Source organism: Humibacter albus DSM 18994 (genome assembly GCF_000421825.1).
Classification (GTDB): Bacteria; Actinomycetota; Actinomycetes; order Actinomycetales; family Microbacteriaceae; genus Humibacter; species Humibacter albus.
The window spans coordinates 229,297-254,762 of record NZ_ATXT01000013.1; the positions used below are offsets into that span (position 1 = coordinate 229,297).

At 67.6% G+C, this 25,466-nt stretch carries 17 protein-coding genes; 4 read left to right on the forward strand and 13 right to left on the reverse strand.

The genetic code is table 11. From position 1 onward, the window contains the following. The first annotated feature begins 117 nt into the window (after nt 1-117). The 3 genes from H623_RS0105800 to H623_RS18100 all read left to right on the forward strand — a co-directional run bounded on the left by H623_RS0105800 (nt 118) and on the right by H623_RS18100 (nt 7,241). Nucleotides 118-1,416: an extracellular solute-binding protein gene (locus tag H623_RS0105800; RefSeq protein WP_022900002.1), complete on the forward strand. Its 1,299-nt coding sequence runs from the start codon at nt 118-120 to the stop codon at nt 1,414-1,416. A gap of 96 nt (nt 1,417-1,512) precedes the next feature. After that, the gene (locus H623_RS0105805) at nt 1,513-3,816 is read left to right on the forward strand and encodes an FAD-dependent oxidoreductase (protein ID WP_245558908.1); all 2,304 of its coding nucleotides are present in this window, start codon (nt 1,513-1,515) and stop codon (nt 3,814-3,816) included. Between the two features lie 167 nt (nt 3,817-3,983). Next, the gene (locus tag H623_RS18100) at nt 3,984-7,241 is read left to right on the forward strand and encodes a discoidin domain-containing protein (RefSeq protein WP_022900004.1); all 3,258 of its coding nucleotides are present in this window, start codon (nt 3,984-3,986) and stop codon (nt 7,239-7,241) included. Between the two features lie 10 nt (nt 7,242-7,251). Here the strand turns inward: H623_RS18100 and H623_RS0105815 are convergent, their stop codons facing one another. The 7 genes from H623_RS0105815 to rhaI all read right to left on the reverse strand — a co-directional run bounded on the left by H623_RS0105815 (nt 7,252) and on the right by rhaI (nt 17,179). Beyond that, nucleotides 7,252-8,475 (reverse strand): alpha/beta hydrolase family protein, encoded by a 1,224-nt coding sequence (locus tag H623_RS0105815; RefSeq protein WP_022900005.1) that lies wholly within the window; start codon nt 8,473-8,475, stop codon nt 7,252-7,254. A 77-nt stretch (nt 8,476-8,552) separates the two neighbouring features. Beyond that, on the reverse strand, nt 8,553-11,351 hold the full coding sequence (locus H623_RS0105820; RefSeq protein ID WP_022900006.1) for an alpha-L-rhamnosidase: 2,799 nt from the start codon (nt 11,349-11,351) through the stop codon (nt 8,553-8,555). Between the two features lie 46 nt (nt 11,352-11,397). Next, entirely contained in the window at nt 11,398-12,183 is a 786-nt protein-coding gene (locus H623_RS18105) for a nucleotidyltransferase domain-containing protein (RefSeq protein ID WP_022900007.1), read from the reverse strand. Further along, nucleotides 12,180-13,598: a rhamnulokinase gene (locus tag H623_RS0105830; protein ID WP_022900008.1), complete on the reverse strand. Its 1,419-nt coding sequence runs from the start codon at nt 13,596-13,598 to the stop codon at nt 12,180-12,182. The genes H623_RS18105 and H623_RS0105830 overlap by 4 nt, the downstream gene beginning before the upstream one ends. A gap of 10 nt (nt 13,599-13,608) precedes the next feature. Next, a complete protein-coding gene (locus H623_RS0105835; RefSeq protein ID WP_022900009.1) occupies nt 13,609-15,657 on the reverse strand; it encodes a bifunctional rhamnulose-1-phosphate aldolase/short-chain dehydrogenase in 2,049 nt (682 codons plus the stop codon). After that, the gene (locus tag H623_RS18110; RefSeq protein WP_022900010.1) at nt 15,654-16,019 is read right to left on the reverse strand and encodes an L-rhamnose mutarotase; all 366 of its coding nucleotides are present in this window, start codon (nt 16,017-16,019) and stop codon (nt 15,654-15,656) included. The genes H623_RS0105835 and H623_RS18110 overlap by 4 nt, the downstream gene beginning before the upstream one ends. Continuing rightward, nucleotides 16,016-17,179, reverse strand: a complete 1,164-nt coding sequence (gene rhaI, locus H623_RS0105845; protein WP_022900011.1) for an L-rhamnose isomerase — start codon at nt 17,177-17,179, stop codon at nt 16,016-16,018. The genes H623_RS18110 and rhaI overlap by 4 nt, the downstream gene beginning before the upstream one ends. Nucleotides 17,180-17,669: 490 nt before the next feature. On the opposite strand from rhaI, the gene H623_RS0105850 reads away from it, so the two are divergent. Further along, nucleotides 17,670-18,674 carry a LacI family DNA-binding transcriptional regulator gene (locus H623_RS0105850; protein ID WP_022900012.1) on the forward strand — a complete coding sequence of 335 codons (1,005 nt, stop codon included), beginning with the start codon at nt 17,670-17,672 and terminating at the stop codon, nt 18,672-18,674. A gap of 145 nt (nt 18,675-18,819) precedes the next feature. Here the strand turns inward: H623_RS0105850 and H623_RS0105855 are convergent, their stop codons facing one another. From H623_RS0105855 to H623_RS18115, 6 genes are all read right to left on the reverse strand, one after another. Beyond that, entirely contained in the window at nt 18,820-19,728 is a 909-nt protein-coding gene (locus H623_RS0105855; RefSeq protein ID WP_022900013.1) for a carbohydrate ABC transporter permease, read from the reverse strand. Continuing rightward, entirely contained in the window at nt 19,725-20,660 is a 936-nt protein-coding gene (locus tag H623_RS0105860; RefSeq protein WP_022900014.1) for a carbohydrate ABC transporter permease, read from the reverse strand. Before H623_RS0105860 ends, H623_RS0105855 begins: the two co-directional genes overlap by 4 nt. A 76-nt stretch (nt 20,661-20,736) precedes the next feature. Then, nucleotides 20,737-22,068 carry an ABC transporter substrate-binding protein gene (locus tag H623_RS0105865; protein ID WP_022900015.1) on the reverse strand — a complete coding sequence of 444 codons (1,332 nt, stop codon included), beginning with the start codon at nt 22,066-22,068 and terminating at the stop codon, nt 20,737-20,739. A gap of 325 nt (nt 22,069-22,393) precedes the next feature. Continuing rightward, complete coding sequence (locus H623_RS0105875) at nt 22,394-23,506, reverse strand: aminotransferase class V-fold PLP-dependent enzyme (RefSeq protein ID WP_022900017.1); 1,113 nt, start codon at nt 23,504-23,506, stop codon at nt 22,394-22,396. Nucleotides 23,507-23,565: 59 nt separating this feature from the next. Then, nucleotides 23,566-24,588, reverse strand: coding sequence for an ABC transporter permease (locus H623_RS0105880; RefSeq protein WP_022900018.1), 1,023 nt, complete (start codon nt 24,586-24,588; stop codon nt 23,566-23,568). Beyond that, entirely contained in the window at nt 24,585-25,445 is an 861-nt protein-coding gene (locus H623_RS18115) for an ABC transporter permease (protein WP_022900019.1), read from the reverse strand. The genes H623_RS0105880 and H623_RS18115 overlap by 4 nt, the downstream gene beginning before the upstream one ends. Nucleotides 25,446-25,466: the final 21 nt, after the last annotated feature.

A 25,466-nucleotide genomic window follows, 5' to 3' on the forward strand; every position in this document is an offset into this window, starting at 1 on the left:
CGCACCCGCGACACCCGTACCCGCGACACCGAGGAGCGCGTTGCCCCGGCTCGCGACATCGAGACGCACCATCCGAGAACACTCCCTTCCCCCTCGCATTCCATTCAAAGGAGAATCATGACCACAGAATTCAGCAGACGTGACATGTTCCGCTTCGCCGCGGTCGGCCTCGGCGGAGTCGCCTTCGCCGGCGCGCTCGCCGGATGCTCCGGCGACGGCAGCGGAGGCTCGAGCGGAGGCGGCTCGGGCGCCCCGACGAACTTCTCGTTCGCCTCCTGGGGCATGTCGGAGGAGGCGACGAAGCCGACTCTCGGTGCCGCGATCGACGCGTTCGCCAAGAAGAAGGACGTCAAGATCAAGACGCCCAGCTACGACTACAACGACTACTTGAACCAGATGACGCTGCAGGTGCGCGGCGGCCAGTTCGCCGGAGCGGCGCAGCTCGACGTGGCGTGGGCGTCCGGGTTCGCGGCGCTCGGCAAGCTCAAGGACCTGAGCTCCGTGGCATCCGGTCGCGGGTACACCTCGGCCGCGCTGAAGGCGGGCCAGGTCGACGGCAAGCAGATCGGGTTGCCCTGGACGATCGCGGCGATCGGACTGATCACGAACACCGAGATTCTCGAGAAGGCGAAGATCTCGAAGCCGGCGACGACCATCGACGAGTTCGAGGACCAGCTGCGCTCGCTCAAGGGACTCGGCGGCGGAATGATCCCGTACGCGGCGTCGACGAAGGCGGCACAGCTGAAGGACATCCTCGTCTGGATGCAGACGTTCGGCTCGCCGCTCATCGACGGCAAGAAGTGCACGATCGGTGACGACGAGTCCGTCAAGGCCGTCACCTGGTACAAGAAGCTGTACGACGACGGGCTCATCGCACCGGACGTGGACCGTGCGGCGGCGCGCACTCTGTTCGCCCAGGGCAAGACGGCGATCTACGACGACGCGCCGGTCGGCAAGGCGGGCGTGGTGCAGTCCTCGCCCGACAAAGACCTGGCGAGCAAGATGTCGTCGATGGCACGGCCCGTGCTGGCCGACGGTGACACCCCGGTCGAGGTGTTGTGGGGCCACCTAGTCACGGTAGTGGACGGCGACGGCGCGGACACCGCGGCGCAGTTCGCACAGTGGCTGACCAGCGACGAGAAGCAGACGCTGAGCTACTTCTCGAAGCTCGGACTGCCGCCCACGACGAAGAAGGCGCTCGCGTCGAGCGCCGTGGCCGACGACACGTTCGTCAGCGATTTCACGAAGCGGGTCACCGCGAACGCCAGTGCTGAGCCGCTGTGGAAGTTCCCGCAGTACGGCCAGATGGAGACCGAGATCGCCGACCAGGTGCAGGCGGTCCTGATCGGAAAGGCATCGCCGAAGGATGCCATGAAGGCCGCGGGTGAGGCGGTGCAGAAGCTCATGGATGCCTGACACGCGTTAGCTCGCAGCCGAACAGCGGGTGTCGCGGCGCCACGAGTGCCGCGGCACCGCGTTCGGTGCGCCCGAACGCGCCGCTAGACGCCGGCGATGGCCGCCGACAGCGGCCGACCACGAAACCACTACCGGGAAGACATGTACCAGCAGAGCGTAGAGCACGACATCACGATCATCGGCGGAGGCCTGGCGGGCGTGTGCGCCGCCATCAGCGCGGCGCGGCTCGGCAAGTCCGTGGCCCTGATCAACAACCGCCCGGTGCTCGGCGGCAACTCGTCTTCCGAGGTGAGGGTCTGGGTCGTCGGCGCCACCGCGCACGGCGTGCAGCGTTTCGCCCGCGAGACCGGGGTGATCGGCGAGCTCTATGTCGAGAACCAGTACCGCAACCCCGACGGTAACCCCATTCACTGGGACGAGGTGGTGCTGGATGCCGTGCGTGCGGAGCCGAACATCCACCTGTTCCTGAACACCGACGTGCGGGACATCGTGATGGGGGAGAGCGACGGGGAGCGTGTCATCCTGAGTGCCCGCGGCTGGACGATGGGCTCCGAGATCGAGACGACGTTCACCAGCCCGTACTTCCTGGACTGCACCGGTGACGGGCTCATCGGCCACCTCGCCGGCGCGGAGTACCGGCTGGGCCGGGAGGGCCGAGACGAGTACGACGAGAGCTGGGCGCCAGAGACCGCGCTGCGCGAGTTCCTCGGCTCGACGATCCTCTTCTACACGAAGGATGCCGGGCATCCGGTCGAGTTCGTGCCTCCGGAATCGACGAAGGACATCACGAACACGCCCATCCCGGTCTCGCGCGTCATCCGCAGCGGAGACAGCGGCGCGCACTACTGGTGGATCGAATGGGGCGGCGAGCTCGACATCGTGCGCGACAACGAACGGATCAGGGACGAGCTGCGCTCGGTCATCTTCGGCATCTGGGACTACATCAAGAATTCCGGCAGGTTCGACGCCGAGAACCTCGACCTGGAATGGGTCGGAACGTTGCCGGGCAAGCGGGAGTACCGCCGGTTCCTCGGCGACCACGTGCTGAACCAGAACGACATCCTCGGCCAGACCGACTTCGACGACGCCGTCGGTTTCGGCGGCTGGTCGATCGACCTGCACCCGGTCGAGGGCATGTACGCGAAGGAGCCAGGCGCTCATCAGCGCTACTCCGACGGCATCTACGGCATCCCGTTCCGCAGCTACTACTCCCGCAACATCGCCAATCTGCTGTTCGCAGGCCGTGACATCTCCGCCTCGCACGTTGCGCTGGGATCCAGTCGGGTGATGGCGACGTGCGGCGTCGGCGGAGAGGCGGCCGGAACCGGTGCAGCGCTCGCGCTCGACCTCGGCGTGCGTCCCCGCGAGCTGGCGAGATCGCACGCCGCGGAGCTGCGGCAGTTGCTGCTCAAGCAGGACGCGTCGGTGTTCGGCGTCAGGAACGAGGACGCGGCGGACAAGGCGCGCGCCGCATCCGTCAGCGCGTCGAGTTTTCTCGCCGACATCGACCCGGCGATTGCGGACCCCGACTCCGAATGCGTCACGATTCCGCTCGACGCGGACCTGGCGACGATCGTGCCGGTGGACCCGGTGCTGGATTCGCTGTCGGTGCTGGTCACGTCCCGGGAAGACGTGTCGCTGCAGGTCGAGTTCTGGACGACCGGCAAGCCGCAGAACTGGGTGCCTCTCAACCTTGAGCGGGAGCTCACTGTGCCGGTGGGCGGTGATGACCAGCCGCAGTGGGTGGAGATCCCGGCGGCGTGGCATCCGGAAAGCCCCGAGAACCTGGTCGTCGTCCTCAAGGCGGTCGACGACGTGCAGGTGCACGCCAGGCGGACCCAGGTTCCGGGCGTGCTCGTGCTGCCGCACACCCCGGGAGCGGACGGCGATCAGAACGTCGCCATCGAGGAGGCCGAGCCGATCGTGGCCTGGCCGGCGCGACCACTGCGCGGCACGACCGCCAGGGTGCGCGTGGAACCGGCGACGCGCGCGTTCGAGCCGCAGAAGGCCGTGGGCGGCTACCAGCGGCCGTATGGCGGCCCGCAGCTCTGGGTCTCGGCACCCCGTGACTTCATCGAACCCGAATGGCTGCGCCTGGACTGGGACGACGAGCAGGCCGTGTCGAGCATCGACCTCGTCTTCGACGACGACGTGGATGTCGAGCTCAATACGCTGCATCATCACCGCACCCCCGACCGCGCCTTCCCCGAGCTCGCCAGGGACTACGCCGTCGACGTGCTCGGGGACGACGGCTGGCGCGAGGTCGCGACTGTCACGGCGAACCGGCGCCGGCACCGCCGACACGAGATCGACCCGGCGATGACACGCGCCCTGAGGGTGCGGATCCTGGCCACCAACGGCGCCAGGCAGGCACGGATCGTGTCGCTGCGCGTCTACTGACGTTCCAGCATCGGCCAAGCAGGGCGACGAAGAGAGCCCGGACCACCGACCAGAACCGCACCACCGACCAGAACCCCACCACCGAGCAGAACCGCCACGCCGAGCAGGACCACAGAGCGCAACACCACGAATCAGGCAAGACAGACGGCACGAAGAAAGGGAGCACGATGCCTCAGAGCAGACCCATCGAACGACGCAACTTCCTGAAATACTCCGCGATCACGGCGGGAGCGGCAGGCATCGGCCTCGCCTTTCCGTCGACGGCGTTCGCGGACCAGCGCGGCAATGACGTCGTGAATCTGTCGGACCATTCCACCAGGCTCACCTGGCGACGCAGCAGGGACGGCTGGAGCCTTCAGACCTTGCAGCGGCGCGGGCACAAAGGCTGGGTCAAGGCGGAATCGCCCTCGGGCGAGCACTCGCTCTGGTACGCGCCCGAAGGGGACGCACCCACGGCGGCTGCCGTGCGTCGCGTCTCGGTCGGGAACCACCTCGACTTCCTTCCGCTGAAGGCCACCAGCTCAGGGCGCGATGTCACCTTCACCTCGAAGACCCACCTCGGCCCGCTGACGTCGAAGTGGTGGGTGTCGAATGGAGACGTGATCGTCTCGATGACGTTCACGGCGTCCACCGACGGCTGGTACAGCATCCCGTCGCCCGTGCTGGCCACCACCAGGGACCGCGACCTGAAGTGGGGCGTCATTCCGGGGTACTGGAACGCGTCGACCATCGAGAAGGATGATGAGCTCGCCTACCACTACCAGTTCGGCGTGCCGATCGTTCCGGAGGTTACCACCGAGGTGACCACGACGAGCCTGACGGCGATCGTGCAGAACGGGCGCGACGGCCTGAGCATCGCGGCCGTGGCGGATCCGAGCCTCGCGCGGGATCCATGGGAGTCGGATGCCACGACCCTGAGCACCTGGCACGTGGGCGCGTCGCTGCGCGCCCTCTCCGGAGCGCTGTCGCCGACGGTCATCTACCCGGTCCTCGGGCAGGAGGGGTCGCACCTGAAGGCTGGGGACACTCTGGAGGCGAGTTTCCGCTACCTCCTGCGCGAGGGCAGCTGGGAGCAGATTCCCGCGGACGTGATGACGGATGTCTACGGCGTGGGCAAGTATCTCGACCTCGCCAAGGCCGAGGACTCGCTGTCGCACCGCATCAACCGCATGCATGATTTCGTCGTGCTCCCCGACTCGAAGTGGCACACCTGGGACTTCGACGGCCTGACCCTCGGCGCGGAGAGCGGCAAGCCGTCCGACGTCGGCGCGATGTGGATGATGGCCAAGCTCACCGACGACCCGATCATCGTCAACGACCGCCTGCCGTACGTGCGCAACTTCAAGCTGGCGCAGCAGGACACCTCCTCGGGCCCCTTCGGCGGCGCGGCACTCGGCGAGTACTTCAAGGACGACGCGTTCGTCAGCGAGATCGTCTGGGCGAGCCGGAGCGGCGACGACTATGTGTCTCCCATCTTCACGACGTTCTACACGCTCTCGGACGTGGGCAACATCCTGCTGTTCTCGAAGGACGACACGGAGCTGAAGAAGCGGCTGCGGCTCGCCGCCGACAAGCTCCTGTCGTGGCAGCATGCCGACGGCGGATTCGACGTCGGATACGTGCGAGACACCCCGACGAAGCTCAGGTACCCGGAACTGAAGGACTATCGCACGACCTGGTACGGCTTCCTCTGTGCGTACCGCGTCCTCGGCGACGCCAAGTACCTGCGCGCGGCACGCAAGGGCGCCGACTGGTTCGTGAAGAACGCGGTCGCGACCGGGAACTACCTCGGCGTGTGCGACGACACGCACCTCGTCACCGACTTCGCGGTGATCTTCGCGGCACAGTCGCTCCTCGACCTCTACGAGATCACTCACGAGAAGAAGTACCGGGATGCCGCGGTGCAGGCCGCGCACGTCTACCTCCTCCACATCTACGACCACCCGATCCCGACCACGAAGACGAAGAACTTCCACGGCACGGACATGCCGGACTGGAAGACGAGCCAGGTCGGACTGAACTTCGAGCATGCGGGATACGACGGGAGCGCCAACCGGAACGGCCCGATCCTGCTCACCAGCCATGCGGGCGCGTTCGTCAGGTTCTACGAGCTCACCGACGAGAAGATCTTCCTCGACCTGGCGCGAGCGGCAGCGCGCGGACGTGACGCCTTCGTCGACCCGGTCAGCGGCATCCCGTCGTATTACTGGAGAACGGGCAACACCGGGGCGAGCCAGTTCCCCTGGCACGGCTGGTGGCACATCGGGTGGGTCACCGACTATCTGGTGCAGGAGGCGCACCTGCGCTCGAAGGGGAAGGTCTCGTTCCCCGGCGGGTTCTGCACGGCCAAGGTCGGCTCGCACAAGCCCTACGGGTTCGCCGCGGGAACGGTGTTCGGCGAGAAGGCGGAGCTCTGGGCGCCTCGGCAGCTCGTCAGCATCGACAAGCCGGACATCGACTGGCTGACGGCTCGTGCGGTGTCGGGCAAGCGGTTGTACGTGCTGGCACTCAACCAGACGGATCGCGCGTTGAGTGGCACGGTCACACTCGATTCGCGTGCGGTGGAACAGGGCAAGATCGCCTCGTGGGGGCGCACGCGCACGCTGGAGAGCACTGCGGCGAAGAAGGGCGACAATGCGTGGACGGCGACAGTGCCCGCGCAGGGGATGACGGTGTTCTCGGTCGACTTCACGCTGGCCGATGACCCGAAGGGTCCGGAGCTGCGCCAGCTGACGGTGAGCGGCGAGTACCTGACGCCGACTGTGAGCTGGTCGTACTTCGCGACGGTCACCTCGCGGGCGCAGTGGCGCGTCAAGGGTGACACGGGATGGACTCAGACCGACGCGCAGGAAGGTTATGACTTCACTGCGCAACTCGACCTCACGAAGATCACGACGCCCAATGTGATCGAGGTCAGCATCGCGACGGAACTTCCGGGCGGTGGTTCGGGAGTGAGCGATCCTGTGGAGTGGAAGGTCCCTCTGATCTACGAGCCGGCCGGCCCGAACCTCGCCTTGAACCAGAAGGTCGACGTCAGCTCGACGTATGCGACCAAATACCCGGGGAGCAAGGCGGTCGATGGGAACGCGACAGACAACGCCAGCCGCTGGCTCTCCGCGGAGGACGACGCGGCCCCGACCATCGCCGTCACACTCGGAGGCGGGGTGACGGTGCCGAAGCTCGTCCGCGTGAACAGCGGCCCCGACGAGAAGCAGCGCGTCGTCGACTTCGAGGTACAGGTGCGCGAGGGCTCGGGCGACTGGACGACCGTGGGCACGGTGAAGGACAACGCTCTGCGCACGGCGAGCGTCGCCCTCGAGGAGCACTCCGCAGACCAGGTGCGCCTCTACATCACGAAGTGCTCGCATGACAACGTCGACGTCGCGCGCATCTTCGAGTTCGAGATCTACGACCAGGTGAAGTAAAGGTCGCCCGCTACGCGAGCCGCTCGTCGAGCCAGTCGAACATGCGCTGGTCGACGAGCGCTCGCGCCAGCGGCTCGCAGTGGAAGTCGGCGCCCTCGGCGGCGGTGAACGGCACGAGCGTCGACACCGACGGGGTGAGTGCGGCGAGCTTCTCCGACTGGCCGGGCCAGAACTGCTCGCGCTCGGGCCAGGTGATCAGGAGCGGCGTCGTGATCTGCGCGGCGACATCCTCGTCGATCCTGTAACGCCGCACCTCGTGGAGCGTCTCTGCGTAGCCGCGCGGCCCGTAGGGGCGAGCGCGGAAGGCCCACGTTCTGGCGGCATCCTTCTGCAGTTTCAGGCCGAAGGCCATGTCCCGGTCGAACTTGTCGTTCTCGCCCTTGTCGAGAAGTTCGAGCATGCTCTTCGGCAGATGATCGGACCAGGAGGTGGAGACATCCACCACGCCGGGATCGACGATCGCGGCCGCGAACCGGTGCTCGAACCCGAGCGCCCGCGTCACCCAGTAACCGGCCTGGCTGATGCCGTAGGCCGCGATCCGCTTCGGGTCGGTGTCGTCGAGTGCGAGCGCGAAGTCGAGCACCGGCGTGAGCACCGCCTCCCAGTCGGGGCGGAACGTCGTGCCGGCGTCGAACAGCATCGTCTGCTGGCCCGGTCCGTCGTAGAGCAGCACGGCGTATCCGCGCTGCAGGGCGCCGAACGCGCATGTGGCCCACATCGAGGAGAGCGACCCGTCGCTGCCGTTCGTGCCGATGAGCAGCGGTAGCGCTCCGGATGCCCCGCGCGGCCGGAAGAGATAACCCGGCAGGCTCGTGTTTTCGTACGGGATCGACACCCGTGAGGTCTCCGCCAGCGGCGTGGCGTCGACGAAGCGGTCCCACGCCTCGCGGTGCTGATGGAACACGTGCGCGAGCTCGTCGGCGGAATCGAGCGCCGATGCCGCGTTCACGGCGACGCCGTAGTACGTGGATGCCCGCAACCACGCCGCCGCTCCGCTCGCCGCGTGCCCGCGTTCGAGGCATCCGCTCCCGATGCCGGCCACGCGGTCGCCCAGCCGTGTCCAGGCTTCGAACCACGCCCGATCGTTCTTCGGAGCGATGCCGTCGACCGCGGCCAGCACCTCGCCCGGATCGGAGGCGCCCGACGCCGCGGCGCCGAGCACCGCCCGGATGTCGAAGTCGAAACCCTCGTTCGACGAGAAGCCCTTGCTGAAAGTGTGCGTCGCAGCGCTCATCGAGTCCCCCTTCGCCGCCGGCGGTCATCAGCGTATGACCGCCGGCGGTACGAAAGCCACCACCCGTGCGAGGGGCGTCAGCGGTCCCGGCGGGCGTTCAGCTCGGCCACCGCGGCCATGACCACCTCGCTCTGCGCGGGCGGGATGTGCCGGAGTTTATCGCCCAGCTTGCGCGCCTTCGTCCACGTGCTCGTGGCGAAGGCGTGGGCGGCCTCGGTGTCGATTCGGGCGAGCGCATCCTTGACCACCGCGTACGCCTCGGGGTCGTCGATGATCACGTCGAGCGTCGTCTCGCGGCTCACCGCAGCGAAGTCGCGAACCGGCACCGGAGCCACCGAGGTCCAGCTGTGCGCGCCCGATCCGACGCTGTGCTGCGATCCGTCCGGAAGCACCACATCGGCCTCGGCGTTGGCCGGAACCGTCACCTCGACCACCACGTTGTCACCCTGACGGTGCCAGCCCGCCCGCGCGGTACCGTACGCCGTCGCCAAGGTGGCGGACGCATGATCGAGGCCCGCCAACGGCTGCGGCCGCACCGAGAGGCGGCGATAGCCCGGCTCGGCGGGCGCCAGCCCGGCGACGCAGCGGTGCAGCCAGTCGGCGATGGCGCCCAGCGCGTAGTGGTTGAACGACGTCATCTCGCCCGGGTTGATCGTGCCGTCTTCGAGCATGCTGTCCCAGCGCTCCCAGACGGTCGTCGCGTCCATCGTGACGGGGTAGAGCCACGACGGGTTCTCGGTCTGCAGCACCAGTCGGGCCGCCGTGTCCACGTGCCCGGTCTCGGTGAGGGCGTCCGCAATGAGCGGAGTGCCGACGAAGCCGGTGCCGATCCGGTAGCCGTTCGCGCGCACCAGCTGAGCGAGGCGGTCGCCCATGGTCGACAGCTGCTCGTCCGTCTCGTAGAGGCCGAACATGATGCCCATCGCGTACGCGGTCTGCGCGTCCGACATGAAGCGGCCGTTCTCGGTGACGTATTCGGCGAGGAACGCCTTCTTGATGCGGGCGGCCAGCGTGCCGTACTCGGAGGCGACGTCGTCGCGATTCAGCAGCGCCGCGGCATCCGCCACCAGCTTCGTCGAGCGGTACAGGTGCGCCGAGGCGACCACGTCGGCGTCGGTGAGCGCCGCAGCCGGATCCTCGGGCGGGGCAGCCGGATCGAGCCAGTCTCCGAACTGGAAGCCCTCTTCCCACAGCAGCCGATCGCCGGCGATCGAGATCAGCGTGTCGGCCCAGGCCTTCATGCTGTCGAACTGCTCCTCGACGACCTGCACGTCTCCGAATCGCTCGTGCAACACCGACGGCACCACCGTCGCCGCATCGCCCCAGGCCGCCGCGGGTGTTGAGGCGTCGCCGAGCACGTTCGGAATGACGAACGGCACGACCCCGTTCGCCGCCTTCTGCTCCACCGCGAGGTCGCGGAGCCATGAGGTGAGGAATCCGTCGGTGTCGAACAAGAAGCTGGCGGTCGGAGAGAAGACCTGGATGTCGCCTGTCCAGCCGAGCCGCTCGTCCCGCTGGGGGCAGTCGGTCGGCAGTGAGAGGAAGTTGCCGCGCATGCCCCACACCACGTTCTCGTGCAGGCGGTTCAACAACTCGTGCGAGCTCTCGAACCAGCCGGTGCGCTCCATGTCGCTGTGGATCACGACGCCGACGACGTCGGCCGGCTCGATGGGCTCGGGCAGCCCGGTGACCTCGACGTACCGGAAGCCGTGGAACGTGAACTCGGGCTCCCAGGTCTCGCCGTCGGCGTCGCCGCGCAGCACGTAGGTGTCGGTGGCGCGGGCGTGCCGCAGCGGCCGCACGCCGAGCTCGCCGTGTTCGAGCACCTCGGCGTGCCGGATCGTGACGGTCGTCCCGGCCCCGCCACTCACACGGAGTCGCACGCGGCCGACCATGTTCTGGCCGAAGTCGAGAATCTGCTTGCCGCTGGCCGAGGTGAGCACGTCCGCCACCCGGAGCTCCTGGATCGCGCGCACGGCGGGCGCCACCCGAGGAGTGGGGGTCGGCGAGGTCTCGCCGTCCACGCGTACCGGTGTCCAACCGTCCGCTGCGAATCCGGGCTCGGCCCAGCCGGCGATCTCGCGGCGGGCGTCGTAGTCCTCGCCGTAGTAGATGCCGCTTGCGCGAAGCGGGCCGTCGCCGGTGGCCTGCCAGGAGGCATCCGTCACGATCCATTCCTGCGCGCCGTCCTCGTACTCGATGAGGAGCTGCGCGGCGGCGGCCGGGCGCTCGCCGTAGAACGGCCGGCCGTAGCCGCCGAAGCCGAACCGCTCCGTGTACCAACCGCCGGCGAGTTCGACGCCGATCGCGTTCGCACCGCTGCGGACGAGCGCCGTGACGTCCGTCGTCTCGTGGATGAGACGGAACCGATAGGCGGTCCAGCCCGGCTTCAGGATCTGGTCGTCGACCTTCTCGCCGTTGAGCCGCACCTGATAGACGCCGTGCGCCGTCGCGTACAGGGTCGCCTTGGCGACGGGACCGGCGACCTCGAAGTCGTGTCGCAGAAGGGCCGGCTTCGCCTCGCCCTCGGCGTCGAGGCCGACCATGGATGCCGTCCACTCGCCTTCGCGGAGAAAACCTCCGACGATGGTGAGCGGCTCGCTCCACGGTGAGGTGCCGCCGTCTTCCCCGGCGGTGCGCACGCGCAGGGTGTGCTCGCTGCGGGGCGCGATCGGGTCGAACGGCCAGGGGACGAGCACCGACTCGCGTCCGGCGATGGTGGCCGTCTGCGCGCCGTCCAGCTCCAGTTCGGCGGATGCCTGTCGCCAGTTCGGCGAGTCGGACTCCGTCGTCCAGGTGATGCGCGGTGAGGCGGTGGCCACGTCGGTGCTGTCGATGCGCAGCTCTGCGCGAAGCGATGCGACGTTCGTGGGCATTGTTACTCCTTCGGTCTTGCGGGTAGCGCGTTGTCGTGGTGGATCGTCATTGATACTCGGGCGGGGGAACGCGGGTGAACCAGGCGAGCTCGTTGTCGCGGATGAAGGTCGTGAGCGTGGCGTCCGCCTCGAGGCGCTCACCGAGACGCGACTCGAGCTCGGCGAGCACGCGACGCGCGGCATCCGTGGTCTGACGGGTCACGAGTTCCGTCAGGTCATCTGTGAACGTGCGGGGGATGCCGGGGAGGGCTGCGACGGCGTCGCGCAGGTACTTCGGCCCGGCGAAGAGCACGTGCGCATCGGCCAGCAGGGCCCGCGCTGCGGCGAAGGCGAGATGCACGGCGGCATGCGCCGTGAGCATCGGGTCGCCGTGCATCACGCCCTGCTCGAAGAAGTAGCCGCCGTGCAGTCGAGCCTGCGCAAGGAACGAAGCGACCCGGGCGTCCCAGTCGACGTCGGTGCTGTTCGCGATGCGTGCGACGAGGTCTTGGAGCTCGGGGATCCGGCTGAAGACGATGCGGGCGCCCTTCAAGCTCGCCCGCATCGGATCGTCGGCCTGCTCGACCGCGTGGTCGAGCAGGCCGCGGGTGATGACCTTGACGTCGAAATATCCGCCCGGGTAGTCCACGTCGCGATCGGAGACGTACATGAGGCGGTCGGCCTGCGCGGCGCGGGCATAGGCATCCGCGGTGACGACCACATAGAGGTCGACGTCGGAGTCCGCTCGCTCCTCGCCGCGGGCGACGGACCCCGCGACGACGACGGCGACCGTGTCGGCGTCGTTCTCGGCGAGCGAGACGAAGCGAGCGATGGCGGCCTCGTGGTGCTTCATCGCGTGCTCTTCAGGCGGGGTTCGAACGTGCGCGGGGCGAAGGATCGCGCGGCGAAGGCGCGGAGCGCGTCCAGGCTGCCGGTGACGGCGCCGATCGCCCGCGCCTGCACGAGCACGTTGCCCAGCGCGGTCGCCTCCGACGGCCCGGCCAGCACGCGGCGTCCGGAGCGGTCCGCGAGTGAGCGGCAGAGCAGGTCATTGCGGCTGCCACCGCCCACGACATGGATCACCGAGACAGCACGGCCCGTCAGTGCCGCGGCGGTCTCGATCGTGTCCGCGAACGCCTGGGCGAGGCTCTCGATGATGGATCTGACCACCTCCGCCCTCCCTGCCGGCGCACGCCGTCCGCGGCTCGCGAACCACTCGTCGATGCGGGCGGGCATGTCGCCGGGCGGGAGGAACGACGGGTCGTCGACGTTGAAGAGCGGCACACAGGCATCCACGTTCGATGCCTGTTCGAGCAGCATGCCCAGGTCGGCCGTCCCGTCTTGGGCGCGCCAGCACCGCAGGCACTCGTTCAGAATCCAGAGCCCCATCACGTTGTGCAGAAAGCGCACACGGCCGTCTACGCCGAGCTCGTTCGTGAACCTCGCCTCGCGAGCCGCCTCGGTGAGCACCGGAGCGTCGAGCTCGAGCCCGGCGAGGCCCCACGTGCCACAGCTGACGTAGGCGAAGTCGGGGTCGGTGGCGGGCACGCCGACGACGGCCGAGGCCGTGTCGTGAGACCCGACGGTGAACAGTGGTGCTCCGCCGGCGTCCGCGAGCGGGGCGATCTCGGTCCCCGGATCGACGAGCGGCGCGAACAGCTCCCGTTTCAGGTCGAGTCGATGGAGGAGATCGTCGTCCCAGTTGAGGGTCGTCGCGTTCAGCAGACCGGTTGTGGACGCGTTCGTGCGCTCGCTCGCCTCGACGCCGGTCAACAGGGCTGCGACCAGGTCGGGGATGAGCAGGATGCGTTCGGCTCGGTCGATCCGTGCGCTGAACCGGCTGCCCAGCCGTTCGGCCGCGAGCTGGTACAGCGTGTTGAACGGGAGGAACTGAAGCCCATTCCGCTCGAAGAGCTCGGCGGGGGCAACGCGATCGTGCACCCACTCGATGGCACGCTCCGTGCGATCGTCGCGGTAGTGGAACGGTTCGCCGAGAAGCGCCGCGTTCCGCACCAGTCCGTAGTCGACGGCCCAGGCATCCACCCCGACCGCGTCGAGGCGTTCGGTGCGCGCGGCCGTGCGCAGGCCGGAGCGGAGGTGGCGGAAGATCTGCGCGAAGTCCCAGTGCCAGCCGTCCACGCGTCGCACGGCGCCGGTCTCGAACCGCGCGGACTCCTCGAGCCGGATGCCGTCATCCGACACCCGGCCCAGCATCACTCTGCCGCTCGTGGCGCCGAGGTCGACGGCGGCGACCGTGGTGGACGTCATGCGGGCGTCCTCAGCGCAGGAACGCGGCGGCGACGCCGGCGTCCACCGGGATGTGCAGGCCCGTCGTGTGGTCGAGGTCACCGGTGCAGAGCACGAACACGGCATTGGCGACGTTCTCCGGCAGCACCTCGCGCTTCAGCAGCGTGCGCTGCGCGTAGTACTCACCGAGCTTCTCCTCCGGTACGCCGTAGACGGCGGCCCGCTTGGCACCCCAGCCGCCGGCGAAGATGCCGGAGCCGCGCACCACGCCGTCGGGGTTGATGCCGTTCACCTTGATGCCGTGCTCGCCGAGCTCGGCGGCCAGCAGTCGCACCTGATGGGCCTGGTCTGCCTTCGTGGCCGAATAGGCGATGTTGTTCGGCCCGGCGAAGACGCTGTTCTTCGACGAGATGTAGACGATGTCGCCGCCGATGCCCTGCTCGATCATCACCTTCGCCGCGGCGCGCGAGACGAGGAACGAGCCCTTCGCCATCACGTTGTGCTGCAGATCCCAGTCGGCGACGGTCGTTTCCAGCAGCGACTTCGACAGCGAGAGACCGGCGTTGTTCACCACGATGTCGACACCGCCGAAGGCCAGCACCGCGGCATCCACGGCGGCCTGCACCTGGCGCTCGTCGGTCACATCGGCCTGCACGCCCACCGCCACGTCGCTCGAGCCGAGTTCTGCGGCGGCGGCTGACGCCTTCGCCTCATCGAGGTCGGCGATCACGACGCACGCCCCCTCGGCGGCGAGGCGCTTCGCGGTCGCGAGCCCGATGCCGGACGCCGCGCCCGTCACGAGCGCGATGCGCGTCGCGAGCGGCTTCGGCTTGGGTCGGCGCTGCAGCTTCGCCTCCTCGAGAGCCCAGTACTCGATGCGGAACTTCTCGGCTTCGTCGATCGGCGCGTACGACGAGATCGCTTCCGCGCCGCGCATCACGTTGATCGCGTTGACGTAAAACTCACCGGCCACACGTGCCGTCTGCTTGTCGGCGCCGTAGCTGAACATGCCGACGCCGGGAATGAGCACGATCGCGGGATCCGCGCCGCGCATCGCGGGCGGTTCCTCGCCGCGGGCACGAGCAGCGGCGGCGCCCCGCTCGTAGTAGCCCGTGTAGTCGGCGCGATACTCCTCGTGCAGCGAACGCAGGCGTTCGATCGAGTCCTCGATCGAGGCATCCGCCGGCAGGTCGAGCACCAGCGGCTTGACCTTTGTGCGCAAGAAATGGTCGGGGCAGCTGGTGCCGAGCGCCGCGAGGCGAGGATGCTCCGCACGGCTCGCGAAGTCGAGCACGGCCTCGCTGTCGGTGAAGTGGCCGACCACGGGATGGTCGCTCGACGCCAGTCCGCGCAGCACGGGCGCCAGGGCGGCTGCCTTCGCACGCCGCTCCGCTTCGGGCAGCGGCTGGTAGCCGTCGATGACGGCACCGAACGGCTCCTCTCGGCCGTGCTCGGCGATGTACTTCGCGGCCGTCTCGATGATCCAGAGCGAGTTGGCCTCGGCTTCCTCGGACGTGTCGCCCCAGGCCGTGATGCCGTGGCCGCCCAGGATGCAGCCGATGGCCAGCGGGTTGTCGCGCTTGATCGCCGCGATGTCCAGCCCCAGCTGGAAGCCGGGACGACGCCACGGAACCCACACGACCTTGTCGCCGAAGGCATCCTTCGTGAGGCGCTCGCCGTCGGCGGCCGTCGCGAACGCGATGCCGGAATCGGGATGCAGGTGGTCGACGTGCGCGGCATCCACCAGCGCGTGCATGGCCGTGTCGATCGACGGCGCCGCGCCGCCCTTGCCGTGCAGGCAGTAGTCGAACGCGGCGACCATCTCGTCTTCGCGCTCGACTCCCGGGTAGACGTCCGGCAGCGCGCGCACGCGGTCGAGCCGCAGCACGGCCAGGCCCTTCTCGGTGAGCGTCCCGAGGTCGCCGCCGGAGCCCTTCACCCAGAGCAGGTCGACGTTCTCACCGGTGACCGGGTCGGTCTCGGTACCCTTCGCCGACGTATTGCCGCCCGCGTAGTTGGTGTTGCGCGGGTTCGCGCCGAGGCGGTTGCTGCGCGAGATGAGGTCGTGCACGACGGTCACGATCGTTCTCCTAATTCATTGAGCTGCTGTTCATGGAGCTGCTGTTCGAGGTTGAAGACGGGGCGGAGCTGCCTGGCTCCTTCGTCGGGCCTGCCGTCGAGACCGACGAAGAAGCGGGCGGACTGCGCCTCCCACTTCGCCGCGATCGGGTCGAGGGAGAGGATGCGTGCCGAGGCCTCGTCATCGTCCGTCTCGTAGTAGCCGACGACGGTCCCGTCCTCGTCGATGAAGATCGAGTAGTTGCGGCGCCCGCTGCGCTCGATCGCTGCGAGCATGTCGGGCCAGACCGCACGGTGCGCCTGCACGTACTCGTCGATCAGCGACGGGTCGAGCGAGAGGGTGAAGCAGATCCGCTCGGTCACGCACCCCACCCGGCCTGGGTGCCGCCGACGCGCTCCTGCTCGATCTTCTCCTGGTAGCCGGATGCCGCGTACGCGGCCATCGGGTCGCGGGGGAGCCCGCGAGACTCCCGCCAGTCGGCGAGGTCCGAACGCACATCCGTGTAGAAGGCATCCATCACGATCTGGTTCGCGGTCAGCACGTCGCCGGCCTTCTGCGCCGCGGTGAGGGCGTCGCGGTCGACGAGGAGGGCGCGGGCGGTCATCTCCTGCACGTTGAGCACGGAGCGGATCTGGCCGGGGATCTTCTTCTCGATGTTGTGGCACTGGTCGAGCATGAAGGCGACGTCGGGGTTGGCGTAGCCGCCTCCGCGGATCACCTCGAGCAGAATGCGGAAGAGCTGGAACGGGTCGGCGGCACCCACGATGAGGTCATCGTCGGCGTAGAAGCGCGAGTTGAAGTCGAACGAGCCGAGCTTGCCGAGGCGCAGCAGCTGCATGACGATGAACTCGATGTTCGTGCCGGGGGCGTGGTGGCCGGTGTCGAGGCACACGACGGCGCGGTCGCCGAGCGCGCTGACCTGGGCGTAGGAGGTGCCCCAGTCCGGCACGTCGGTGTGGTAGAACGCGGGCTCGAAGAACTTGTACTCGAGAACGAGCCTGTGGCCTTCGCCGATCCGTTCGTAGATCTTCGAGAGCGAGTCGTGCAGGCGGTCCTGCCGTGCACGCATGTCGTCCTGACCGGGGTAGTTGGTGCCATCGGCCAACCAGATCTTCAGGTCGCGGCTGCCGATCTCGTTCATGATGTCGATGCACTCGAAGTGGTGATCGATCGCCTTCTGGCGGATGCGCGGATCGGAGTGCGTCACCGAGCCCAGCTTGTAGTCGTCGTCCTGGAACGTATTCGAGTTCACCGTGCCGAGGCTGACGCCGTTGTCTTCGGCGTGGCGCTTCAGGTCGGAGTATGAGGAGACCTTGTCCCACGGGATGTGGAGTGCGACCGAGGGCGCCAAGCCGGTGTTCTTGTGCACCTGCGCGGCGTCGGAGATCTTCTCGAACGGGTCGCGGGGCGTTCCCGCGGAGCCGAAGACCTTGAACCGAGTGCCCGAGTTTCCGAACGCCCAGCTGGGCAGTTCGATCGCCTGCCTGGCGAGGAGCTCGAGAGTGGTCGACGGGATCGTCATGCCATTGCCTTTCTTGACTGTCCCACGACACCGTGGGCCTCGGTCACGACGCGAGCCGTGAGATGGTGCATGAGGTTGGTACACCCGCGCCGGGCGAGCGGGGCTGATCCGGCTGAGCGAGATCGAGCCGCGTGCGGCACGAGTTATTGAATCGTTTCATACGTTGCCCGAGCGCGCAATACCTCGCGTGGCACTTCGAGTACCACTTTCCGCGTCCCCGACAGTGAATCGCCGCGGCGGTTCCTGGTCTCGGGTCGCGCTCGCCGAGACAACTCAGCGCTCCGCCTGCGGCTCGTCGAGCCGTTTGTTCCAGGCAGGTTCGGCCCGGCGCCGCAGCCCGATACCGATCGGCGAAGCGAGAATGGACGGGAAGCGTCATTCGCCGATTCTCACCGGCCGGGCCGTGAGATGATTCGTTTCAGTCGTGAGAATGAGTCGTCGCGCGGTGCCACATCGCCAAGGTGGTGCTCCTCGCCGACAGGAGGTGCGCATGGTCAGTGTGCGTGATGTCGCCGTCGCCGCGGGCGTCTCGGTCGGGACGGTATCGAACGTGCTCAACCGGCCCGATCTGGTCGCCGCGTCCACCATGGAAAGAGTCAACGCCGCGATCGTGGATCTCGGGTTCGTGCGCAACGACGCCGCCCGGCAGCTTCGTGCCGGACGCAGCAGGAGCATCGGGCTCATCGTGCTCGACGTCGGCAACCCGTTCTTCACCGACGTCGCCCGTGGGGCCGAGAAGCGCGCCGGCGACGACGGGTTCTCGATCCTGCTCGGCAACAGCGACGAGTCGTCGGTTCGGGAGGCGAGCTATCTCGACCTGTTCGAGGAGCAGCGCGTGCACGGCGTGCTGATCAGCCCGGCCTCCGACGACCTTCCGCGTCTGCACCGGGCGCGAGATCGCGGCATTCCCGTCGTGCTCGTCGACCGCGAGGCGCCGGATCGGAGCTTCTCCTCCGTCGCCGTCGACGACATCGCCGGTGGTCGTGCCGCGGTCGAACACCTGATCGAGACCGGACGGCGCCGCATCGCGTTCGTCGGGGGACCGACATCCATCAGGCAGGTGGCCGATCGCCTCGCCGGGGCCCGCATCGCGGCATCCGAGCGGGCCGAAGTGGCTCTCGAGTACGTGCCGACATCGTCACTCACGGTCCGCGCCGGTGTCGAGGCGACGGCGGCGCTGGTCGCCCGTCACCCCTCTCACCGGCCGGACGCGGTGTTCGCCGCGAACGACCTCGTCTCGATCGGCGCCCTGCAGGCGGCGCTGGCGGCGGGTCTGCGCCCGCCGGACGATCTGGCGATCGTCGGGTACGACGACATCGACTTCGCCGAGACCACCACGGTGCCGCTCACGTCGATGCGACAGCCCGCTGCCCTGATCGGGAGCACCGCAGTCGATCTGTTGCTCGGCGAGGCGAGCCAGGGAGAGGGCTTCGAACCGCAGCAGGTGGTCTACCAGCCCGAACTCGTGGTGCGCGAGTCCACCGTCGCCTCCTGACCGGTTGCCGGCTGACGCCGGACCGCGCGCGTCGCATCCCTCCGCCCACATCCCGTTTCGAAGTCGAAAAATGCGGAATGCGTCGAGCGCCTGAACATTCTTTGACTTCGAAACGAGGGTCGACGCGTCGCGGCCCGCGAGGGCCTCACCCCTTGACCGCTCCGCTCGTCATGCCCGCGACGATCTGGCGGTTGAAGAAGATGTACATGATCAGCGGCGGGATCGTGATGAGCAGGATGTTCATGAACAGCAGGTTGTACTGGCTCACCGACTGACTCTGGAAGTTGTAGAGCGTCAGCTGCACGGTGGGGTTGTCGCTGCTCGGCAGGAAGTACAGCGGGCCGGTGAAGTCGTTGAATACCGCGACGGCCTGCACGACGATCACCGTCACGACCACCGGTCTCAGCAACGGAAGGATGACCTGGAAGAACAGGCGCATCGGTCCGGCTCCGTCGATGATCGCGGCCTCGTCCAGCTCCCGCGGAATGGTGGCGACGAACGCCCTGAAGAGCAGGATGGCGAACGAGAGCCCGAGGGTGGCCTCGATCAGGATCATCCCGGTCAGCGTGTCGAAGATGCCGAGGCCCTGCAAGACCCAGATGGTGGGCACGACCGCCGGCGGCACGATCAGGCCGGCGAGCACGAGGAAGTTCGCGATCGGATTGATCTTCGAACGCTTGCGGTGCAGCAGGTAGCCGACCATCGCCGAGAAGACGACCATGATGCCGACGCTGACGACGGTCAGCACGATGCTGTTGATGAAGGCCGCGAGCAACTGGTAGTTGTTCGTCTGGATGACCTCGAAGAAGTTCTGACCGAACTGCCACGTCGTCGGCCAGTCGAGCCCCATCAGACCGGCTTCCTTCGGGTCCTTCACGGCCTGCAGCAAGATGAAGATGAACGGCACGAGGAACACGATGATCGACACGAGAATGGCGATGATGCCGATCAGGTACTTGCGTGTGAACCGACGGAACGTCATCGGACGGCGCGGTCCGCGCCGGCGTTCGCCGGGGTTCGCGCTTGCGGTGGTGATCGCTCTGGTGACGGTCACAGGTCCGCCTCCTTCCGGTTGAGGAACCACTGCACGGGCACCATGATCGCGGTCACCACGAGGAAGAGGATGACGTTGCCGGCCGTGGAGAGGCCGAAGAACCCGGCCTGATACTGCTTGTAGATGACGGATGCGATGACGTCGCTCGAGAAGCCAGGGCCGCCGTTGGTCATGGCCCAGATCAGGTCGAAGGATCGCAGACCGCCGATGAGCGAGAGGATGATGACGGTCGCCATCGCGGGGCGGACGAGCGGGAGCGTGATGCTGCGGAACACCTTGAACGACCCTGCCCCGTCGACGCGAGCAGCCTCGAAGTAGTCGCTCGGAATGGCGACGATGCCCGCCATGAAGATGAGCGTCGCGATTCCGACGCCCTTCCAGATGTCGACTCCCGCGACGGTCAGCAGGGCGAGATGCGGATCGGTGTACCACCCCGGCTGGGGAAGATGGAAGAAGCCCAGCACCTGGTTGACGACGCCGTGGAACGGGTCGAGCAACGCCTTGAAGGTCAGGCCGACGCCGACTGTCGAGACCAGCACTGGGAAGAACACGACGGCGCGCAGATATCCGCGTCCGAAGATCGGGTTCGTCAGAAGCAGTGCGAGTGCCAGTCCGAGGATGACCTTTGCCGCGGACGTGACGAATCCGTAGATGAACGTGTTGATGAACCCCTGCGTCAGCGCCGGGGTCTGGAAGAACTGCACGAAGTTGCCGAACCCGATGAACTGCTGGCTGAACAGAGTCCATCGCGTCAGTGCGAAGTAGAACGACGAGAACGTCGGCACCGCGAAGAAGATGAGGTACAGCGCCCCGGCTGGTATGTAGAACCAGGAGGGGTAGGGGCTGCGGATGCCTCGGCGTCGGTCCTTCTTCGGTGCCTGCGGCGTCTTCGCCGTGGGCTTCCCTTCGATGTGCACTGCGGCACTGGTCATGGGCGCTCCTTGATCAAGAGTGGGGGCCGACATCGCCGACCCCCACTCGAGACGAATCATCAGATGTGGGTGCGGCTCACCAGCCCTTGATGCCGAGCTGCTGGGCCTGCGCCTTCACGTCCTGGTCGTACTGCTTCGCACCGGTCGCCGCCGATGTCGATCCCGACCCGACCGCCACGAGAATGGTCTCCAAGTTCGGTCCCTTGATCGGCGACTTGAACTCGAGCGCCGGGCTTGCGGCGTCGTCATCGATGTACTTCTGCACGTCCTGGGTGAATCCCGGTGCGCTCGACGGCAGCTTGCACGCGCTCGTCGCGTAAGGCCCGGCGACGGCGCCCGTCTTGTCTTGGACCGCGCATCCTGCAGGGGAGTTGGCGAAGGCCAGGAACTTCTTCGAGGCGTCGAGCTTGTCGTCCTTCGTCGTGCTGGAGATGTACAGGGCGTTCGGCTCCCAGAGCGTCAGCGACGTGTACTGCGCGTTCGGCGACGGGATCGCGAACACGCCGATGTCATTCACCGCGTCCGGGTTGTCCTGCTGCACGGTCGCCATCGACGAGGTCAGCATCGGATACTGTGCCGCCTTGCCGGATGCGAGAGCATCCATCGCCTGGGCGTTGGTCATCGACGCATAGTCCTTGTTGACCAGTCCGTCGGCGGTGATCTCCGCTGTGTGCTGGAATCCCTCGAATGCGGGCTGGTTCACGTACTTGGCGTCACCCTTGTTGTACGTGTAGTTGTCCGCCCAGTCCGGATCCTGCTTGTTGATGTTGGCGAAGTCGCCGAGCACGAGCAGCTGGCTGGTCCAGGTGTCACCGAACGACTGGAGGATCGGGGTCACGCTGGGATCTGCCGAGGCGATCTTCTTGCTGTTGGCGATGAACTCATCCCACGTGGTGGGGATCGAAAGACCGAGCTGCTTGTAGATCTTCTTGTTGTAGAGGATGCCGCCGGCAGAGGAGGTGCCCAGCGGAGCGCCGTAGACCTTGTCGCCGACCGAGACGACGTCCTTGAAGTTCTTGTCGAGGTCCTTCACCCACGACTCGCCACTGATGTCGACCATCGACGTCTTCGGATTGAGCGCCTGGAAGAGCGATCCCGAGTTGTAGTGGAAGACGTTGTCCATCGTCTTCGTCGACAGCTTGGTCTTCATCAGGTTGTCGCCCTGCGTTCCCGCCGGCTGAGTGTCCATCTTGACGCTGATGTCGGGGTACTTCTTCTCGAACGCGGCGATAAGGGCCTTGCCTTGTGCCCGGTCGGCCGAGTCGTTCTGGGTCAGGAAGGTGATCGTCACCTTGCTGCCCGAGTTCGAGCCGGAACCGCCGAATCCGCTGCAGCCCGTGAGCGCGAGGGCGGCCGCGGCGATGGATGCGGTCGCCACCAGGGCGCGCCGCAGAGGGGTGAACTTCATCCCGTTACCTCCTTGTAATGCGAGACGGCCATTTCCGCTCGACACCGGGAATTGCTCGAATGGGAATTGAAACCATTCAACTCATCGAACGATACGGTGCAGCGGGGCAGCCGGTCAAGGAGTTTTCCTCGGACGCGATCACGATCATGTAACTCACGGCGTGGGCAAACGCTTTCCCTGCAGAGTGCCCATGAATCGTTTCACGGCGACCGTCTGTCTTCGCAGAAAGAGCCCCTCGGTTCGCCGAAGACGGCGTCTCTCTTCAAGAAGAGTCGGCGTCTGCGGGGGAGGGCCGCGGAACAGCGAGTCGAGGCCTGCGTTCTCGTCAGACAGCGCCGAGTACGTCGGCGGCGGCGTCCACGTCCGCCCCTGCGCCGAGGCGGCGGAGCGCGGCGGCGTAGGCGAGCACGCCCGTCGCGACCGCGGCGTGGTTCGCCCGCGCGCCGGTGTGGTTGAGCCGCAGGAACCGGCCGGATGCCGCGCCCTGCGCCGGTGAGATCGTCTCGTCGAGCCGGCGGGCGGCATCCAGGAGTGCATCGGCCGAGGCGCCCTCCGGCACCGGGGCGAGGGTGACCAGATGCGAGGCGCGCGCGTCGGCGACCGGGGCGGGGGAGGCATGCGGCCCGAGTGCTCGCAGCGCCGATCGAGCGAGAGCAGAAGCCCGCGCGTGCCGTTCGATGACGGCGTCGACGCCCTCGGCGAGCACGGCGTCGACGGCGTGGTCGAGGGCCCAGAACGACAGCGGGTCGGGCATTCCCGGCAGCGCGCCGCGGCCCGCGTCGAGCCACCCCCGCTTGAGGTCGAGCAACGAGAGCACGGATGCCACGCCTCGCGTCGCTGCAGATCCTCGCGCGATCGCCGCCCAGCCCGCCTCCGTCACCGAGACGAACGACAGCGACGATGGTCCGTCGAGTGACTTCTGCGCACCGGCGACCACCACGTCGAGGCCCCACTCGTGCGCGTGCAGCGAGTGGCCGCCGACGGAGGCGACGGCATCCACGAGCACGAGCGCACCGTGGGCGCGGGCGACGGCGGCAAGCTCCTGCAGCGGGTTCACCACGCCGGTCGCGGCCTCGCCGTGCGTGATGTAGACGGCATCCGCCGGATGCTCGGCCAGTTCCGCTTCGAGCATGTCAGCCTCGATCGCCGCCACTTCGTCGGCCCCCACTGCATGGCTGCGGAGCCGGCGCACCTCGGCGCCGGTCGCCTCGAGCCAGCGGGCGAACACGTCGCCGTAGGGACTCGTGACGAGTACGAGCACGCGCAGCCCCGGCCGTCCGACCGATGCGGCGAGGGCCTCGAGCGCGATGATCGCCTCGCCCTGCACGAACACGACATCGCCGCGAGACCCGAGAACACCGCCGAGCCGGTCTGCGAGCAGGCCGTATCTCTCGGCGGGGAAGGCCGGAACTGCGAAGCGGGCGGGCGTGGTGATCATCAAGTTCCTCGGAGGGGCGTGCCGGTGCGTTGTCGCGTCGGCGAGCGGGTGCGCATGGTTCATAACTCAGGCCGGTTGGCGGGTTCGCCTGCGCGGTCGGGCACCAGCGCGGCTGGAAGGTCGGCGCCGTCCTGAGACGCGAACGGCGAATCGTCCGCACCATTGGATTGGCCGAGGGCGCGCTGTTCACGCGAATCCCGTCCGCGCACCGCCCGCCGCAGCGTCGTGCGCAGCAGCAGCGCGGCCAGCGCGAGCACCACAATCGTCGCCGCGAAGATCACCACGGCCGTCGCATACACGGCGGGCGTCGCGCCGTACTGCAGGGTGCCGTACAGGTAGACGGTGAGCACGTTGACGGTCGGGGTCGACAGAAAGTTGGCGATCACCACGTTGTCGAACGCGAACGTGTAGGCGATGAGCGCAGCCGCACCGATCGCGGGCCCGAGCTGGGGCAGCACGATAGTGCTCAGGGTGGCGAGCCGGGATGCGCCGAGGTCGGCGGCGGCATCCTCGACTCCGGCGTCGAGCGTGAGCACGCGAGCCCGGATCACGAAGGCGACCACGGAGATGCTCGGCGGCGTGAGCGCAGCGATGAGCGTGAACTCGCTGAGCGACACGTGCGTCTCCGTATAGAAGAGGAGCAGCGAGACGCCGAGCACCGTCTCGGGCACGATCAGCAGAATGTACGTCAGCCCGGCCAGCAGTCGGCGCACGATGCGGTTCGGGTTGCGGGCCAGCTCGAAGCCGAGGATCGTGCCGATCAGCACTGCGATCACGGCCGCCCAGAACGCGACGACGAGACTGGTGCCGGTCGCCTGGCGGATGGTCGGATCCGTGAACGCCTGCACGTACCAGTCGCCCGTGAAACCGGTGAACGCAGAGGTCTGCTTGCCGTCGACCCCCACATTGAACGAGTACCAGACGGCCGTGACGATCGGCGAGAACAGGAACAGCACGGCCACGCCGAACCATGCCCACAGCGCGATGCCGGTGGCGAGGTGCGGCGCACCGCGGTGTGGGGCATCCAGTGTGGACTCGGACGACGGATGCCCCGACGTGCGCGTGAGGGCGGGTGCGGTCATCCTCGCTCGCCTTCCGCTCCGGCGGCGTCGAACCCGCGCGTCAGCCGAACCAGCAACCCGACGACGACGGCGATGGCGAGCACGAGCAGCACGACCATGGCCGATCCGAGCGCATAGTTCTGCGACTGCACGTACTGCGACGAGATGGCCTGCGACAGGAACAGTCCCTTGTTGCCGCCGAGCAGCACCGGAATGACGAGCTCGCCCAGCATCGGCACCGCCGTCAGCAGGGCGGCCGTCGCGATGCCCGGCCGGCTCAGCGGCACGATCACCGTCCAGAACGTGGCGGCACCGGATGCCCCGAGATCCTGACTCGCCTCGATCACCTCGGACGGAATGCGGTCGAGCACCACGGTAAGGGCGATCACGGCGATCGGCAGATATACCGCGATCGTGCCCACGATGACGGCGGGCAGCGAGTCGAGGATCGTCAGAGGCGAATGGAGCAGGCCGGTGGCTCGGAGCATCCTCTCCAGCGGTCCGCCCTGGGCGAGAAGGATCTGCCACGACATCACGCGGATGAGCAGGCTTGCCAGGTAGGGCACCAGGATGAGCGCGAACGCGATCACCTTGAACCGGCCGCTGCGCCGAGCGATCGCGTACGCGATCGGATAGGCGAACACGAGGCAGAGGGCACTCGAACCGACCGCGAACGCGACCGTGCGCACGAACGTCTCGAGGTAGAGCGGGCCGAGCGCTTGCGCATAGTTGTCGAGTGAGAAGCCGAGCTCGATCGTGCCGAACCCGGCGGTGCCGAACGAGTAGACCAGGGTGAATCCGAGCGGCACGAGAAACAGCACTGCGAGCCAGGCGAGCGGGATGGCTGCCAGCACGTGGTCGCCGGTGTTCCGTCTCACGGCTGACATCCTCCCATCACG

Excerpts from the sequence above, each read along its gene's own strand:
- H623_RS18105 (WP_022900007.1), bottom strand. The coding sequence starts at position 12,183 with ATGAAGCACCACGAGGCCGCCATCGCTCGCTTCGTCTCGCTCGCCGAG.
- H623_RS0105850 (WP_022900012.1), top strand. The coding sequence starts at position 17,670 with ATGGTCAGTGTGCGTGATGTCGCCGTCGCCGCGGGCGTCTCGGTCGGG.
- H623_RS0105805 (WP_245558908.1), top strand. The coding sequence starts at position 1,513 with ATGGCCGCCGACAGCGGCCGACCACGAAACCACTACCGGGAAGACATG.
- H623_RS0105815 (WP_022900005.1), bottom strand. The coding sequence starts at position 8,475 with ATGAGCGCTGCGACGCACACTTTCAGCAAGGGCTTCTCGTCGAACGAG.
- H623_RS0105880 (WP_022900018.1), bottom strand. The coding sequence starts at position 24,588 with ATGACCGCACCCGCCCTCACGCGCACGTCGGGGCATCCGTCGTCCGAG.
- H623_RS0105865 (WP_022900015.1), bottom strand. The coding sequence starts at position 22,068 with ATGAAGTTCACCCCTCTGCGGCGCGCCCTGGTGGCGACCGCATCCATC.
- H623_RS18100 (WP_022900004.1), top strand. The coding sequence starts at position 3,984 with ATGCCTCAGAGCAGACCCATCGAACGACGCAACTTCCTGAAATACTCC.
- rhaI (WP_022900011.1), bottom strand. The coding sequence starts at position 17,179 with ATGACGATCCCGTCGACCACTCTCGAGCTCCTCGCCAGGCAGGCGATC.
- H623_RS0105820 (WP_022900006.1), bottom strand. The coding sequence starts at position 11,351 with ATGCCCACGAACGTCGCATCGCTTCGCGCAGAGCTGCGCATCGACAGC.
- H623_RS0105830 (WP_022900008.1), bottom strand. The coding sequence starts at position 13,598 with ATGACGTCCACCACGGTCGCCGCCGTCGACCTCGGCGCCACGAGCGGC.
- H623_RS0105800 (WP_022900002.1), top strand. The coding sequence starts at position 118 with ATGACCACAGAATTCAGCAGACGTGACATGTTCCGCTTCGCCGCGGTC.
- H623_RS0105860 (WP_022900014.1), bottom strand. The coding sequence starts at position 20,660 with ATGACCAGTGCCGCAGTGCACATCGAAGGGAAGCCCACGGCGAAGACG.
- H623_RS0105875 (WP_022900017.1), bottom strand. The coding sequence starts at position 23,506 with ATGATCACCACGCCCGCCCGCTTCGCAGTTCCGGCCTTCCCCGCCGAG.